The 16,363-nt window shown below is 70.1% G+C and carries 12 protein-coding genes; 6 read left to right on the forward strand and 6 right to left on the reverse strand.

The genetic code is table 11. From position 1 onward, the window contains the following. Positions 1-44 precede the first annotated feature (44 nt). From QHF84_RS05460 to QHF84_RS05480, 5 genes are read left to right on the forward strand one after another with little or no spacing between them, the layout of a single operon-like run. Positions 45-1,058, forward strand: coding sequence for an SUMF1/EgtB/PvdO family nonheme iron enzyme (locus QHF84_RS05460; protein WP_281312100.1), 1,014 nt, complete (start codon positions 45-47; stop codon positions 1,056-1,058). Then, complete coding sequence (locus tag QHF84_RS05465) at positions 1,043-1,846, forward strand: SUMF1/EgtB/PvdO family nonheme iron enzyme (protein ID WP_281312101.1); 804 nt, start codon at positions 1,043-1,045, stop codon at positions 1,844-1,846. The genes QHF84_RS05460 and QHF84_RS05465 overlap by 16 nt, the downstream gene beginning before the upstream one ends. After that, a complete protein-coding gene (locus QHF84_RS05470; protein ID WP_281312102.1) occupies positions 1,843-2,826 on the forward strand; it encodes a hypothetical protein in 984 nt (327 codons plus the stop codon). Before QHF84_RS05465 ends, QHF84_RS05470 begins: the two co-directional genes overlap by 4 nt. A gap of 34 nt (positions 2,827-2,860) precedes the next feature. Next, positions 2,861-4,048 carry an SUMF1/EgtB/PvdO family nonheme iron enzyme gene (locus tag QHF84_RS05475; RefSeq protein WP_281312103.1) on the forward strand — a complete coding sequence of 396 codons (1,188 nt, stop codon included), beginning with the start codon at positions 2,861-2,863 and terminating at the stop codon, positions 4,046-4,048. Between the two features lie 27 nt (positions 4,049-4,075). Beyond that, a complete protein-coding gene (locus QHF84_RS05480) occupies positions 4,076-4,765 on the forward strand; it encodes an SDR family oxidoreductase (protein ID WP_281312104.1) in 690 nt (229 codons plus the stop codon). Here the strand turns inward: QHF84_RS05480 and QHF84_RS05485 are convergent, their stop codons facing one another. From QHF84_RS05485 to QHF84_RS05500, 4 genes are all read right to left on the reverse strand, one after another. Continuing rightward, on the reverse strand, positions 4,766-7,729 hold the full coding sequence (locus QHF84_RS05485; protein WP_281312105.1) for a hypothetical protein: 2,964 nt from the start codon (positions 7,727-7,729) through the stop codon (positions 4,766-4,768). 19 nt (positions 7,730-7,748) lie between these two features. Further along, positions 7,749-8,390 (reverse strand): serine protease, encoded by a 642-nt coding sequence (locus tag QHF84_RS05490; protein ID WP_281312106.1) that lies wholly within the window; start codon positions 8,388-8,390, stop codon positions 7,749-7,751. Positions 8,391-8,521: 131 nt separating this feature from the next. After that, complete coding sequence (locus tag QHF84_RS05495) at positions 8,522-10,087, reverse strand: family 1 glycosylhydrolase (RefSeq protein ID WP_281312107.1); 1,566 nt, start codon at positions 10,085-10,087, stop codon at positions 8,522-8,524. An 84-nt stretch (positions 10,088-10,171) separates the two neighbouring features. Next, complete coding sequence (locus QHF84_RS05500) at positions 10,172-10,909, reverse strand: SDR family oxidoreductase (protein WP_281312108.1); 738 nt, start codon at positions 10,907-10,909, stop codon at positions 10,172-10,174. 164 nt (positions 10,910-11,073) lie between these two features. Between QHF84_RS05500 and QHF84_RS05505 the strand changes: the two genes are divergently transcribed. Further along, positions 11,074-11,406 (forward strand): FKBP-type peptidyl-prolyl cis-trans isomerase, encoded by a 333-nt coding sequence (locus QHF84_RS05505; RefSeq protein WP_281312109.1) that lies wholly within the window; start codon positions 11,074-11,076, stop codon positions 11,404-11,406. Positions 11,407-11,552: 146 nt separating this feature from the next. On the opposite strand, the gene QHF84_RS05510 is transcribed toward QHF84_RS05505, so the two are convergent. Then, positions 11,553-16,067, reverse strand: a complete 4,515-nt coding sequence (locus QHF84_RS05510) for a serine/threonine-protein kinase (RefSeq protein WP_281312110.1) — start codon at positions 16,065-16,067, stop codon at positions 11,553-11,555. 49 nt (positions 16,068-16,116) lie between these two features. Beyond that, positions 16,117-16,359: a hypothetical protein gene (locus tag QHF84_RS05515; RefSeq protein WP_281312111.1), complete on the reverse strand. Its 243-nt coding sequence runs from the start codon at positions 16,357-16,359 to the stop codon at positions 16,117-16,119. Positions 16,360-16,363 lie beyond the last annotated feature (4 nt).

Consider the following 16,363-nt stretch of genomic DNA (forward strand, 5'->3'; position numbering starts at 1 on the left):
TATCCATCGTACTTCGCCGTATGCTTTTGCAGCGCGAGGGATCGATGCGCAGAGACTTGCTCCGCCGTGCCCTGCTCCTCAGCTTCGCCACCCTGCCCGTCGCCGTCGCGGCGAGCCAGTTCGCCGCGGGTTGCGGCTCCCAAGAGCCCCCGGACGTCATTGGACAACCCACCTCGTCCTCTTCCTCCACCGGCTCCGGCGGTAACGGCGGTAACGGGGGCACCGGCGCCGCAAGCTCGGTCACCTCGGGCACGGGCGGCGCGGGCACGGGCGGCGCCGGGAGCGGCGGCATGGGCGGCGCCGGCGGCATGGGCGGCGTGGGAGGCATGGGCGGCGCCGCGAGCTCCAGCAGCAGCGGGATGTTCATCGACGACGCGGGCGCGAAGACGTGCCCCTCGGTCGCGAACACGCCGGCCATGGTCGCGGTGCCGGGCTGGGACGGGAAGTCCTATTGCATCGACGCCACCGAGGTGACGAACACGCATTACGCGACCTGGCTCGAAACGAACCCGAGCGTCGCGGGCCAGAGCTCGGCCTGCGCCTCGAACCTCTCTTTCACGCCTTCCACCGGCGTCCCGGCGAAGGACGATTACCCGGTCGGATCCGTCGATTGGTGTGACGCCTTCGCGTTTTGCAAGGCCGCGGGCAAGCGCCTCTGCGGCCGCATCGGCGGCGGCCCGGCGCCGTATCTCGCGGACGACGACGCCTCGCGGAACCAATGGTACAGCGCGTGCAGCCACGGCGGCACGCGAGCGTATCCGTATGGACAGGCCTACGACGCGAATGCCTGCAACGTGAAAGACGCGGCCTACGGCGCGATTTTGCCCGTGGGCACGCTCCCGGGCTGCGAGGGCGGGTTCGAGGGGCTCGTCGACATGAGCGGCAACGTGTGGGAATGGGAGGATTCGTGCATCCCCGGCGACGCCGGCGTGGACACTTGTCGTCGCCGCGGCGGATCCTTTTCGAGCTCGGCCGACAACGTCGATTGTGATGTCTCGAGCGCGCGGCCGCGGAACGCCGCCGAGGCGAACACGGGCTTCCGATGCTGCGCCGATTGAGCTTCGTGGCCTCCACGCTCGGGCTGGTCGCCGCCGTCGCGGGCTGCGAGGGCGGGACCGAATCGAGCGGCGGGACGACGGGCGTGTTCGTCGACGACGCGGGCGCCTTGACGTGCCCCGACGTCCCCGGGACCTCGCCCATGGTCGCGCTCGGCGGCTGGGACGGCCGGGCGTATTGCATCGACACGATCGAGGTGACGAACGCGCAGTATGCGGCGTGGCTCGAGACGTCCCCGGACACGAGCGGGCAGCGCCCCGATTGCGCCGGGAACACGACGTTCGTCCCTGCACCGGGGCCGCCGCCGAAGAACGACTATCCCGTCGTGAACGTGGATTTCTGCGACGCGGTCGCTTTCTGCGCGGCCTTCGGAAAACACCTCTGCGGGCGCATCACCGGCGGGCCCACGCCTTATTTCGGGCACGACGATCCAGCGCAGAGCCAGTGGTTCAGCGCGTGCACGCACGGCGGTGCGATGCCGTTTCCCTACGGTTCGACGTACGATCCGAACGCGTGCAATGGCGCCGACGCGAAGTACGGGGCGCCGCTCGTGGCGTTCGTGCTGCCGGACTGCGGCGGCGGTTCGCCCGGGATCGTCGACATGAGCGGCAACGTGTGGGAATGGGAAGACGCCTGCATTCCGGGCGACAGCGGCGTCCCCGAGTGCCGGCGGCGCGGCGGATCGTTTTCGAGCTCGGCAAAGTACATGGGCTGCGATGCGAGGAGCGCGCGGCCCATCGATGCCGCCGAGGACAATACGGGCTTCCGTTGTTGCGCGGGTGGCGGATGAACCGGGCCGTCGTTCCGCTCCTCTTCGCCTGTTTCACCGGTTGTGGCGGCAGCAGCGAAGGGCTGCCCCTCTCGCCACGAGCGCCGGCCACGCCGCCCGCGCAATCCCCCGAGACGCCCTCCGAGCCAACGAACGCGGAGGACGACGAAAAATCCGCCTGGCGGCCCGGCCGATTCATGACCCAGGCCGTCGGACGCGTGACGGGCGCCGCGCAACGGTTCGAGCAGCAATCGCGCTTCGGCTTCGACGAAGACGCCTCTTGTGTGCTCGGCGCCTTCCTCGAAAATGGACGCGAGGTATCGGTCACGCGCCCGCTCCGGGCCGGCGTGAGGTACGTCATCCTCGGCGGAGGCTCGGATGGCGTGGAGGATCTCGACCTCGCCGTGGAGAGCCCCGAAGGCAGGGTCGTCGCGGCCGATACGATGGATGACGCGCAGCCAGTCGTCGAGCTCACGCCGCCGAAGGAGGGCAAATACCGCATTCGCCTGGCGAACGCGAAAAAAGGCGAAGGCGGCGGGTTTGGCGTCGTCGCGATCATGCGCGAGGGAGGCCTCTCGATCCCGGTGAACCGTTTCGTCGAGTCCTTCGGCCGCACCCTCTCGAATGCGGCGCAGGCCTCGCACCTCGTCGCGCGGCGGATGAAGGGCTCGCAGGGCCTCGCGTTCCACGCCGACGGCGAGTGGTCGTTCTTCGGAACGATCCTCGCCGAGGAGGAGAACATACGGACGGGCGGACTCGAGCTCGAAGCGCCGCTCAGCGTGATCCTCGCGGGCGCCGATGCAGCGGCCGACGACGTGAATCTAGAGGTCCTCGACGCGACGACGAACGAGATCGCGGGCCGCGACGATGCCGACGACGCGGCGCCCGTCGTCGCGCTCGAACCCACGAAAGGGCACACGTACAAAGTCTCGGTCGCGAACGTGAAGGGCCGCGGGACCTCGCTCGTGACGATGCTCGTGCTCGACCTCGACGTCCCGTGACGAGCGGCGCGGCTCGGGGTATAGCTTGCCCGCCGTGGCTCCCGGGAAGATCTCCGCGCCGCCCACGCGTCCTTCGTGCCGCATGTCGCCCCTCGTCGTGTCCTCGATCCGCCGCGCCGCCCCTGCGCTCCTCGCCTCGGCCCTCGCCGCGTGCTCGTCCGCCGAGAGCAGCGAGAACGAAGCCGCGCCGGCCTCGTCCCTCGCCGCCCCGCCCGCCTCCGTGAGCGCCGCGCCCGCGCCTCCCGCAAAGGAGCCCGCGCCGCCCGCCCCGAAGGTATTCGCGCCCCTGCCGCCGATGCCGGATGAAGAGCTGTATCCGGACACGATCGAGCAGCAACGCGAGGCGCTCTTCCGGCGCATGGTCTCGATGCTCCACGTCACGGACGAGCAAATGGCCGCGGTGCGCGCCATTTTCGATCGATCGCCGGTGCTCGGCCAGGGCAACCCCAAGGTCACGAAATACCCGATGACCCGCAAGGAATGCCGCGAAGCGCGGAACACGGCCGGGGGATTCGAGCAGGACGAACCCGCGTGCGGCGCGCCGTTCATGACGCCGATCTACGACGCGCTCGCCGGCGAAAAGGAGGCGGACGCGCGGGTCTGTATCGATCGGTACGAGTTTCCCGGCATTCCGTGCGAGCACCCGGTCACGGGCCCGACGGCGAAGGAGGCGGCCGAGCTCTGCGCGGCGATCGGAAAGAGGCTCTGCGACGCGCACGAATGGGAGGGCGCGTGCGCGGGCGCGGTGCACGCGCCGGAGGTCGAGTATTCGTTCGGCAAGCCGCGCAAGGAATCGAAGGATCTGCACAACCGCGATCGGGAGATCGTCTGGGCGTACGGGCGCGAGAAGGACCATTCGAAGTGCGCGACGAAGAGCCGCAAGACGAAGGGGTGCACGTCGAGCGGATGGAAGCGCTGCGGGACGAATTCGTTCCCGGCTGGATCGTTCCCGGAGTGCAAGAGCCCGTTCGGCGTGTACGATCAGCATGGGAACGTGGCCGAGCACATGAACTTACCGCTCCGCCCCGAGGAGATGACGAGCCACGGGGGCACGGGTCAGACCGAGATGAAAGGGAGCTGGTTCATCTTCTCGGACTTCGAGGCGCACCCGGACGATTGCCGGTGGCGCGCGCCCGACTGGCACGGCACTCGCGTGACGGATCCCAACAGCCACGGCAATTACCACCTCGGTTTTCGCTGCTGCAAATCGATCGGGAAATGACGGAGAAGCCGTGCTAGACCCCACGGCATGCGAGTCGTGATCACTGGAGCGAACCGAGGCATCGGCCTCGAGCTCGCCCGTAGGTATCTGGAGCGCGGCGACCACGTCGACGCCGGTGTCCGAAACCCCGAATCCGCCCACGATCTCGCCGCGCTCGGCCAGGGAGCGGGCGGGCGGCTGCGGGTGTTCGCCTGCGACGTCGCGGACGATACGAGCGTGCGGGCCTTCGCCGCCGCGATCGGCGACGTGGCGGTGGACGTGCTCATCAACAATGCGGGCGTGATGGGCAAATGGCTTTCACTCGAGGACCTCGATTTCGAGGACGTGACGCGGACCTTCGACACGAACGCCGTGGGAGCGCTGCGCGTCACGTCGGCGCTGCTCCCGCACCTCCGGAAGAGCTCGGTGCGCAAAGTCGTGAACATGTCGAGCCGCATGGGCTCCATCGCCGAGAACACGGACGGCGGGGCGTACGCCTATCGCACGTCGAAGGCGGGGCTGAACATGGCCACGAAATCGATGGCGATCGACCTGCGGGGCGAGGATTTCACGGTCGTCGCCCTCCACCCGGACTGGGTGAAGACCGATATGGGCGGGCCGGACGCGCCGATGTCCGTCGAGGAGTCGGTCACCGGCATCATGAAGCTCGTCGATCGCCTGTCCCGCGCCGAATCGGGCGGCTTCTACCATTTCCGCGGCGATCCCATTCCGTGGTAATCAATCCGCGGCTCGGCCCGTGAAGAGATCGAAGAGCGTGACGTCCACGCTCGCGGCCACGCCGAACTGCAAGGCGTGCGCGCCCGGCATGCTGAGCCCGGACTCCCACGCGCGGAGTCCGGGCCGGAGCACGCCGTACACGCCGAGGTTGAAGGGGCTGTCGAACAGGCCCGCGCGCAGATACACGCCAGGCGCGAGCAACGTGAGGAGCTGCGCCCCGGGCAGACGGCCGGCCTCTTCGACGTCGTATTGCAGGTAGGCCGCCGGATCGATCAACGAGATGAAGGCGCCGAGGTTGTAATCACCGCGGCCGGTCGCGAAATCGAGGCCGATCGGCATGGCCAGGGTCGGCGCGACGACGTGTGGCACGCCGCCGCGCTCGGTGGTGGTCCCGTAGGTGCCGAAGCGCAGCTCGCCGCCGACGAACATGCCCGGGAATGCGCCGAGCGAGATCGTGGTCGCGCCGGGCGTGTTTTTCCGTCGCCAGCCGCCGATGGGCATGGCCGCCGCGTCGAGGGCCTCGGCGATACGCGAGGGGTCGGACTCGAACGCAATCGTCGCGAAGAGGCCGCTGTTTCGCGCGATGGCGTCGAGGGGGCGGCAAGGCCCCTTCCCCGCCGCGCAGAGCTTCTTGCACTCCTCGTCCTGGCACATGCGCTCGAGGTCGGCCCGCGCGGCCGCGATGACCCGCGCGACGACGCGGCCCCAGTCCTCGGCGAGCGCGGCCTCGAGGGTCTCGAGGCTCGCCGCGAGGCGCGCGAGATCGGCCCGCGCCGCGACGAAGATCGGCGTGATCTCGCCGGTCGAACAGGTGGCGGCCTTGCAGAGGCCGGGAAACGAGACGGCCTCGGAGAGCTGCTCGCCGGCCGCGACGAAGGCGAGCGCGAGATCGAGCGACGCGCGGGCGAGGACGACGGCGGCGCGCTGGAGGGCGAACGAATTGGTTTGGCTTGCCAAGCGTGACGTGTCGCGAGCGTACGCTTCGAGGGCCCGCACGATCTCGCCGATCTTCTTCCCGTCGACGTCGACGCCGATCTGCAGGGCCGGCGGGCTCACGAGCTTCGGATCGACCGTGGTTCGGAGCGCTTCGGCGGCAGCACGATAGGCGTCGAAGGCCGTGAGGACGGCGCTCCAGCGGGTGCCGATCTCGGCCGCGGGAAAACGCACGAAATTCGACCAGCGCGCGATCGTCGAGAGTTTTTCGAGGGGCGCCGTGGCTTCGAGCGACGAAAAGAGCGCCGCGTCCACGTCGCCAGAGGTGGCCGGGTCTTTGCGGTGACACGCGTGGGATCCGGTCGCGTCGGTGCTCGCGGAAAATGCGGGGCAATCGTTCCGGGAAAAACCTCGGCCGACGAGGGTGAAACACGCGGGGGACGTGGTGAGCGCGGCGAGCAGGAGCGCCTCGGTCTCCTCCGCTCGGCCGGGGCGGGTCTGGCGGACGAGCTCGCCGTATTCCTGGAAGACGTGCGGGAGAGATGCAGCGCACGCCGCGACTTCGAGGCGCTGGCTGAAGAGCCGCCGCGGCGTATTGCGAAAGAGGCGATATCCGTTCGCGCCGTCGAGCTCGTCGCCGAAATGGGAGAGGCTCAGGGCGGCATTCGCGCCGGTCGAGAGATCGGAGACGAGCTTGGATGCGGCCCCGCGCAGGCGTACTTCCGCGCCGCAAACGAGCCGCCGCTGGGCGCGGGCCTGGCAGGTGACGCGATCGGGCGCGCCGGCATCGCAGATCACCGGAGCGGTCGGGTCATCCGCGCACGAAAATAGGTTTCCGGCGAGGTTCACGTCCGCCCACAACGACGCGCCGAAGCCGAGGCCGAGGGCGACGCCGGGCCAGTTCTTCACATCGGAGGCGACGGCGCCGCGCAGCGCGCCGAGCAAGCTCTCGCCGCCGCCATATTGCGCGAAATCGAGGCGGCGCGTGGAGAGCGCGCAGGTCGTCGGGAGCCAGAAGGACCGGATCTCCCGGTACGAATCCCCCTGCGCGCCGGCGGGCGTCATCGCGGGGCCGCAGGCGTCTTCGTGCAATCGCTCGAGGAACCACACGAGCGCCTCGCGCCGGGCCCGATCGCCGACGAAGCTCGCGAGCGCGCGGACGCCGACGTCGAGCGTGGCGGCCGTGAAGGCGGCGACTTCGAGGCCGGTGTGCTGCACGGTGAAGACACGCATCGCCGCGGCGGGCACGTCGAGAAGGGGATATCGGCGGGCGAGCAGCGGGTCCGCATCGCCGATCTCGGCGAGGGAAAGCACGCTGCGATCCGCGAGGACGACGCGGATCGGCTCGAATTTACGGGATACGTACCGCGCGACGGCCTCGACACTGCGTTGATCCGCGATGACGGCCGCATTCGCGAGCGCGGGCGCCGAGAAAGCGCAAAGGTTGACCGGCGACGCGGCCGTATCCCCGCCGGCGCAAAGCTCGGCGCAGAGATCGACGCGCAGGCCCGTGAGGCTACGCGCGGGCTCGTCGAGCCTGCCCGCGACCTCCCGCCGCGCGGCGTCCTCGATGGCTTTCCGTTCGCGTTTCGTTGCCTCCAGCGTCGCGTTCGTACGCCCATCGAAAGGTTTTGCCGCGACCTCTTGCTCCAGCTTCTTTTGCCGCAATTCGACGGCCTCGATGCCCTTTCGCTGGGCCACGAGGCGCGCCGCGGCCTTTTCGAGCGCGGCTTTGGGATCGTCGCTCGCCGGCGCCGCGCAGGTGGCCCGCAAAGCGCGCGCGAACGAGGCGAGGGCGTCGACCCGGCCCACGTGAACCTGAATGGGATCCCCCGCGTCGCCCTGAGGCGCGATCGGGGTCGCCGCGGGCGACGTCACGGCTTGCGCGGAAGGCGCCGGGGTCGGGGGCGGCGGGAGCTGATCCGAGGGGACGACGACGGGCGTGACCTGGGCGCTCGCGTCCGCGAGCGGGACCAAGGCCAAAAGCGCGAGCCCGAATCCGACGATCGATGATTTGGTCCTCGTCCTCATGGCGTCTCTTTGCAAAGAATCAAGCGCAACCCATCGCGGCTTCCATGCTGGCGAGCACCGACGGGGCGGCGAGGGCCTGCGCCCTTCCACCGCCATTCGGGGCAGGTCCGAGGTAAATGCCGACGACCGCAGTGGGCGGCCCGTCGCCGACGACGGCGACCACGGGCCCGCCGCTCATGCCGATGCGGCCCTGGCGATCGAGCACGACCTTCCCCTCGCTCGGCCGCACCTTCGCCGGCACGACGAGAGGCGCGCGCGGCGCCTCGTTCCCGAGCGGATACCCCCATACCTGGCCGGCGACGGGCGCGTCGAGCGTGGCCATGCGCAGGGCGCTCGAGCACCGCGCGTTCACGCGGACGATGGCCACGTCGTCGGCCGCGACGCCGCCCGACGGATACGCGACGGCCACGGCCTCGAGCTCGACCCAGCGCCCGCCGGCGAGGACGCGCACCAAGACCTCCGCGGGCGCCGCGCCGTCCGCGAGCGCGACGACATGCCGGGCCGTGACGATCGAGGAGAGCCAGTCGGCGATGAAGAACCCGGTGCCCGAAGCCGCCCAGGTCTTGCCGAAACGCGCGCGGATGCGCACGACGGGGCCGTCGAGGCGAGGCTCGGCCGGATCGACGGTGGCAGCCCGGAGTTTCTGCGCGACGAGGCTCATCGGCCACGTCCCCGCGCGCGGGCGCCTTCGAGGTGGGGAGAGCGGGGCGAGGCGTGGAGCACGCCTCATCTTAACGCGCCCGGCCCCGGATGGGGCGTTTGCTGCGAAGGGTCCGGATGGTGGCCGGGCCCTCATCGCGGCGCCGGATACGCCACGAGGAGCTCGGGCGGGATCCGGCGCTCCTCGGCGATGATGCCATAGGTCTCGGCCGTCTTGCGCGGGGTGCGGTTCTTCTGCGGATCGGACGCGTCGACCGCGTAAAGCCCGAAGCGCGGGGTCATGCCCTGGTTCCACTCGTAATCGTCGACGAGGCTCCAGAAGAAGTAGCCGCGCAGGTCGATCCCTTCCTGCATCGCGCGGCTCGCCCAGGCGAGGTGACGGACGAGGAAGCTCGGGCCCGCGTCCTCGTCGTCGAGAGGGTGATCGAGCCCGTTGCCCGTCACGTAGAGGGGCAATCCATATTTGCGATGGGCGAGCTCCAGCATGTCGTGAAGGCCCTCGGGATCGACCTCCCCGCGGCGCACGTCCAGCGGATCGAACGTGCCGAGCGGCGTGACCTCCAGCAAAAGGGGCAGGCTCGTGCCCCGGACCGTCGCGCGTGTACCATAATTGATGCCGAGCCAATCCATGCGGCCCTCGAGATCGGCGCGCCGCGCTCCTTTGCCCGCGAGCTCCGCGTCGAGCTCCCCGTTCGCGACCGCATCGAGATAAGCCCAGTTGTAAAGGTAAAACATGTTCTCGGCCGCCTTCACGTCGAGCGCGCTCTTCGGATCGGCCGGGGAAGCGGGGGTCATTGCATACACGAGGCCGATGTCGGAGGGCATTCCATCGCCGTCGGCGTCGGCCGTGTCGTTCTCTTTCACCGCGTCGTACATGCGCGCGTGCGCCTCGACGAGCGCGACGAACACGTCTTTCACCGCGCCCGACGCGAGCGCGACGGCCGGCGGATGGCTGCGCTCGGCGCTCGGCGCGAGATAACCGGACAGGAGGACCGCAAAAGGCTCGTCCAGCGTGGCCCAGCGATCGACGTCCGCGCCGAACTCCCGCGCGACGAACCCCGCATACTTGGCGATCTCCGCGACGGTTCGCTCCCGATCGAGCCATCCCCGCGGCGAACACGTGGCGAGGTTCAGGTGGCACCCGACGGCGTCGTGAATCCACGCAGGGAGCGTACCGTGATTCAAGGTCACGATGGGGGACATCCCACGCACCCGCAGCCCGTTCAGCATCGCATGATAATGCGCGATCGCCGCCTCGTTCGCGACGGAGCGTAATGCCTCGTAACCCGTGATGCCATCGGTCGGCCCGGGAAAGATGCGACTCCATTCGATGCTGAAGCGGAATGCCCCATTGTGGAGCTCCCCCTGCGCGCGGTCGAGATCCAGCTCGTGGAGCTCCCAGAAGCCCGGGCCGACGACGGCCGGATCCTGCCCGGACAGGTATGTCATGGCAGAGTGCATCGTTTCGGACGAGGTGGCGAACGCATACCAATCCGATCCGTTATCGACGCAACCAGCGAGGCCGGGCGTCGGGCACCCCATGTCGGCCTGGAACCCGCCGATCGCAGTTCCGAAGAGAAATCCCTCGGGAAATGAGAGATCCTCGGCCACCTCGGGGACCTCGGTCACCGGAGGATCCTCCCCACACGCGGCCAGCAACAGCGTCATCGGTATGGCGAGGCGGAAATCGGTTCTCATGAAGGGGAAACCTAACATGGAACGGAAAAACCGCTGGGTGAGGTAATTCGGAAAAACGGCGTATGATCCAGCCTCGACGAACCCTCAAACAATCGAACGTCCACCGTCCACGGCGAGCACCTGCCCCGTCACGAAGTGGTTTTTCGCAAAAAACACCACCGCCCGCGCGACATCCCCAGGATCGCCGATCCGCCCGAGCGGTATCGTCCGGCAGAGCCGCTCGCGCCCCTCGTCGTCGACATCCGCAGGCGGGAGGACCGTGCCCGGCGAAACCACGTTCACACGTACGTCGGGCGCGAGCGCGAGGGAGAGGCCCCGCATGGCCGAGACGAGCGCGGCCTTGGAGATCGAATACGGGATGTAATGCTCGCACGGCCTTTCCGCGCTGACGCAGCCGATCGCCACGACGGACCCGCGCACAGCCCGGAGCTCCGCCGCGAGCGCGAGCGTGAGCAAATAAGGTGCCGTCGCGTTGAGCGCCATGGCCCGATCCCAGGCGCCCGCGTCGAGCGCGTCCGGAGAAACACGCTCGAAATGGGCGGCGTTGTGCACGAGGAGGTCGAGTTTGCCCGCGCCGAACCTGCGCGCCCGGGCAGCAAGGGCGCTCACCCCCGTTCGATCGGAGAGATCAGCCCGGCAGAGCTCGACGCGCGCGCCACGCGAAAGGAAGTGCTCCCGCGCCCCGCGCGCGCTCTCCTCGCTCGCCGCATAATGAATGAGGACCTCGTATCCGTCATCGACGAGCGCCTCGACGATCGTCCGCCCCACACGCACCGCGCCGCCCGTGACGAGCGCGATACGTCCCCTCTTCTGATCGCTCATAACCGAGGATCCTACCGCGCCCGCGAGCCCGCCGCGCACCTGGAATCGAGCAAGGTCGGAAAAAGACAGCACGCCCCGCGGCAGGGTAAGCTCGATTCGCTTGACGAGCGCCCCAGAGGCCGGTCGAATACCGGCCAACCACGGAAGAAGAGAGGAGAATCGACATGGCGACCGGTGAACTCGAAATCGAGACGCTCCAAGCAGGACACGGCGCAGAAGCCAAGGCCGGACACAAGGTCCAGGTACACTACGTGGGCACGCTCACGAACGGTAAGAAGTTCGACAGCTCTCGCGATCGGGGCCAGCCCTTCCAGTTCCAGCTCGGCGCCGGGCAGGTGATCAAGGGCTGGGACCAAGGCGTGGCCGGGATGAAGGTGGGCGAGATCCGGAAGCTCACGATCCCAGGGCACCTGGCCTACGGCGAGCGCGGGTTCCCAGGGCTCATCCCGCCGAACTCGACGCTCGTCTTCGAGGTCGAGCTGATCGGCGTGTCCTGAGGAGGGTGTTTCACGGCGTCGCGCCGGGGTTTCACCCCGGGCCCGACCAGGGGCTGTTCGCCCCTGGACCCGAACCAGGGCGCAGCCCTGGACCAAGGGTGCATCGACCGCGATGCGGTCGATGCACGCAGGGCCGTGGCCGGCGATCACTGTTGAAGGTCGAGTCGGCCGCGATCGACGCGCAAGTTCGATAACGTCCGCCCGACCGCGTCCGCAAGCGGCCGGCCCCGAGGGATGATCTCGCCCTCCACGCCCCCCGGCCGATCAAACGACCACACGAGCACCGATCCCCCCGCATCCCAAGGCACGAACCGCGTGCGACCCCGGAGCGGCATGCTGCCCACGATCTCGCGGCGCGCAACGTCGAGCGCAGCCACGCGATCAGCCGAGAGGAGGAGCATGGAGCGGCCATCAGGCGCGACGGAGACGTCCTCCCAGACAGTGGCGCCCGAAGCTTCGAGGAGGCGTTCCGGCCCACGCGCGCGGAGGACGACGACCCCCGTGTCGTCCGCATAGACGAGCTCCCCCGGCGAAGGTCCGTCGCCGAGCGCCGTCGCGCGCGGGCTCGCATACCCGAGGACACGGACCTCCGACGTGGCCTCGTCGATCCGCGCAAGCGCGCCAGAGCTCACCGCGATCCAAACGCCCGCGCCAACCGCGCCGCGCGCCGCGCTCGGGCGCACGTCGTACACGTAGCCGTCCGCCGAAGCGATCACGCGGGGCGCGGCAAGCGAAGCACCGTCGAGAGGCGTCGCCACGATCGCCCCGTCGAGCCGCTGCGTGTAGAGCATGCGGCAAACCGCGTCGACGGCGAGGACGAGGCCAGGCTCGTGGGCGACGTTTCCGATGGTCGCGCCGCTGCGGGCATCGAACACGTGCCAAGCCTCGCCTTCATGCTCCCACGCGGCGACGCGACCGTCCTGGCAACGGCGCAGCAAGTTGCCCTTGCGGCCAAGCTCGCGCTTGCCGTCGGCGACGCGATAGAAGCGGACCTCGTCGTCGACCTGGAACGCGACGACGTCGTTGCTCTCGCGGACCACGGCGCGCACCGAGCTCGTCGACGAGGGCGCGGGGCCATCGGCGGCGCGGAAGCGGACGAGCGCGTCGATCGCGCCGGTCGCGCCGGAGAGCAGGACGAGGTCGCCCGTCACGACGTGGCCGTTCTCCAGGCGATGGCCGCCGAGGAGATCCCGCGGGCCGATGGGGACACGCGCGAACGCGGGGACCTCGTCGGGCGAGGTGATGGGCGTGGGGCGCCTGGGGCGCGGCGCAGGCGAGCAAGGAGCGCCTTTGGGCAGCGCGTCGCCGGGCGCGCGGCCGCCGGGGCGGAGGTAGTGGAAGCGGCCGATGATCGACTTGTCGGGGCCGGTGGGATCGGTGCCGCAGACCGCGAGGTCGAGGCCGCCTTCGTCCCAGCGCAGGAACGAGGGCGCCTCGACGCTGGGGCCGCGGAAGAGCGGAGCCTCGGGCCGCGCAGGATCGACGATCTCGAAGGCGCCATGCTCGGCGAGGGCGAGCAAGGGCTCGCGCGGGCCGAAACGCGCGAGGACGACCGCGCTCGTCGGCTTGACCTCCGTGATGCTGCCGTCGGCCGGACGCCAGATCACGAGCTTCGAGCCGGACGCGGCCGCGACGAGCGAGCCGTCCGGCGAGACGTCGAGCACGATGCCCTGGAACGGATGCATTTCGACTTCGCCGGAGCGGCGGAGATCCCAGCGGAGCAAGCCGTTCTCCGAGGCACAAGCCAGCACGGGCGCCGCGTCCGCGGCCTCGAGCGCGCCCGTGCAACGACGCGGCGCGATGGCCGCGAGCATGACCTCACCGTCGGGACGAAGCCGGAAGATGCGCACCTCGCCGGTGACGGAGCGCGTCGCGAGCGCAGTGTCGAAGGGGAGCGGGACACGCTCGACGAACGGAGCGTCGTGGGGGCGCACGACGAGCGCGCGCGGATGCAGCTCCGCGGCCGCGGTCGGCTCGGCGCCGTCGGGCGGCGTGGCCTGATAGAAGGGGTCGAAGCGGAGATCGACGACGACGAGGCGCGTCTGGCCCTGCGTCGCGACGAGCCATCGATCGTCCCAGGGGAACGCGGGGTTCGTCGAGGGTTCGAGCGTGAGGAACTGCGCGCGCGGCAAGCCCGTGCCCGCGCGGAGCAGATCGAGCGGGAGCGCCGGATCCTCCGCGCCGAACTCGATGGCCTCCGCGATCCAGGCCGCGCGATGGTACGGGTCGTCGACGCGGCGTGATCGGAAGAGGACCTCGGCGACGTAGGCGCGCTCCTCCGCCTCGACGCGCGCTCGCTCGGCGCGCGCTTGCTGCTCGTCCATCGCGCGCTTCAGCGCGGCGGCGCCGAGGACGATCGCGAGCAAGAGGACGATCGAGGCGCCCTTCAGGATCTTGCGCCGCCGCGCGAGGCGCCGGCTCCTCTCGACGAGCTGGCGTTCGAGCGTGGTGAGCAAGCCGCGCGTCCAGGTGGGCCTGCGCTCGACTTCCTCGAAGAGCCAGCCCGTGAGCAGGAAGTCCGGGTGGTAAGCCGCCCGATCCCAGGCGATCGCCGCGTCGCGGAGCCGCTCGAGCAAGACGAGCCGCTCGGCCTCGCGGCTGCGGACCAGCTCGATCCGCGGGACCACGGCAATCGAGGGGTGCGAGAGCTCGACGCGGCCGTCGCGCCGCCGGAGCAGGCCCTCGCGTTCGAGGCGCGTGATCACGCGTCGCACGAGCGCCGTGTCCTCGCCGAGGACCGACACGAGCTCGTCCTCGTCCCAGCGGACAGGCTTGTGATCGGTCGTGGAGAGCCGCAGCACCGCCTCGATCGCGATCCCGCGCTGAGCGTCGTCGAGCGAGGCCAGGAGCTTCTCGGCGTGCTTGGCGAGCGCGCCGACGAGGCCGCCGAGCGCGCGCCACTTCTCCGCGGAGAGCACGCGTTTGTCCCAGAACGCGGCGAGCGCGAGCGCGACGAGCGGCAAACGATCATCCGCGCCGCGGAGCTCGCGCTGCACGTCGGCGACGATCGCGTCGGCGCCGATCATCCGCACGCCTGCGATCCGCGCCGGCCCCGTCACGATGTCGTGCACGGCCGCGGCCGGCGGCGGCCCCACGAAGCGGAGCGCGGCGCGCAGGGACGCGAAGGGGGCCGCGGGATCCGCCAGGTTCGCGACGTATGTTTCCCCGAGCGTCGCGAGCACGCGCAGGCCCGGCCGCTCGCCGCCCTCGGCGAGATCCGCGAGGAGCCGAGCGAGCCGCGTGTTCGTGCCTTCCGGCGCGGAGAGCGCGTCTTCGAGCGGATCGACGAGCAGCACGAGCCCCACGGACGAGCTCGCCGCATGACGCGAGACCTCCGCGGAGGAAGCGCCCACGAGCGCCGCGTCGACGGTGCCGAGCGCCGCGTCGAGCGCGTGATCGGGATCCTCGCCGGGACGAACGGCCACGGCGATCCAGTCGTCCTTGCCGTCCACCGCGGCGCGCGCGAGGTGCGGGACGAGGCCCGCCCACGCGAGGGAAGACTTCCCCGCCCCGCGCGGCCCATACAACACCACGACCGGCTCGAACGCGAGCTCACGACCGAGCCGCGCGACGTCGTCATCCCGCCCGAAGAGCTGTCCCTCGGCCTCCTTCGGCAGCGCCGCGAGCCCTGCGTACGGCGGATCCATCACGCCGTGCGGCCGCTCCCACGCCTCGTCGAAGAGCGCCGCGAGCTTGCCCGGCGTCACCCCTCGTTGCAGCGGATCCACGGACAGGAGGCGCACGAGCAGCGCCACGAGCCCGCGCGGAAGACCGGCCGGATCGGCCGAGAGATCACGCAGGCGACCACGAAGCGTCGCGTCGCGCAGATCGGACCACCACGCGCTCATCGCGGCGGCGTCGGACAGCTCCATCGGCTCGTCCGCGACGTCCTCGTACGGCATGCGCCCCGTCGCGAGTTTCACGATGGTCGCGGCGAGGGCGTACGCGTCGGCCGCGGGCGTGGGCTCGGCGAGCTCGAGGATCTCGGGCGCCATGTACCCCGGCGTGCCCACGACGGCGCGCCCCGAGCTTTGCGCGCGCGTCGGCTGCGACGATCGCTCGTCCTGCGCCGCGACGAACGCCGCCGTCTCGAGCCCCGCGGCGTCCCCGCCGGCAAACTCTGGCGGCGCGATCTCGGGCGCCTTCGAGCCGGCCCGCCGCGAGATGCCGAAATCGAGCACCTTGAGCGCGCCGTCGTTCGAGACGAACAGGTTCGCCGGCTTGAGATCGAGGTGCACCACGCCGCGCACGTGGATCACGTCGAGCGCCGCCGCCGTCGCGCGCGCCCAGCCGAGCACGCGCCGCCACGGCACGCGCTTTCGCTGGAGCAAGACCTCCGCGAGGTTTTTCCCCTCGAGCAGCTCCATCGCGACGAACGGGACCGCTTCGGGCGCGCGAAGCACGCCCGCGGCGTAGATCGTCACGAGGGAGGGGTGCCGGAACGAGGCGAGCAGCTTCGCTTCCTCGGCCCAGTGCGCGGCGTCGTACGCCGTTCGCTGCAGGAGCTTCAGCGCGACCGTGCGCAGCGGCACGCCGTCCGGGAGCAGCTCCTCGGCGCGCCAGACGTCGCCGAACCCGCCACGACCGAGCCGCTCGAGGAGCAAGAACCGACCGTCGAGCAGCTCCCCCGGCGCGTAGTCCCGCAGCGCTTTGGCGGTCATGCGCCGACGAGGCTATCACGACCCCGCGCGGAGGCGTGGAGCCGCGCCGCTACGAGGCGAGCTTCCCCTGCGCGAAGGCCTCGGCCTGGGCCATCGCGATCTCGGCCTCCTCGTGGAGCTCGTCCGATTGGATCGGCTCCTTGCCTTCTTGCTCGGCTTCCCACTTGAAGCCGCGCCGCTCTCCCGGAGCCTCGGGTTTCCACGTGAGCTTGAGCTTGTAACCGTTCAGCTCGGCCACGTAGGTCCCGTCGTGCTCCCTCTGCCAGATGGAGACATTCGCATGAAGCCGCATCCCA

The sequence above is a fragment of the Polyangium sp. y55x31 genome (assembly GCF_029946505.1).
Classification (GTDB): domain Bacteria; phylum Myxococcota_A; class Polyangia; order Polyangiales; family Polyangiaceae; genus Polyangium.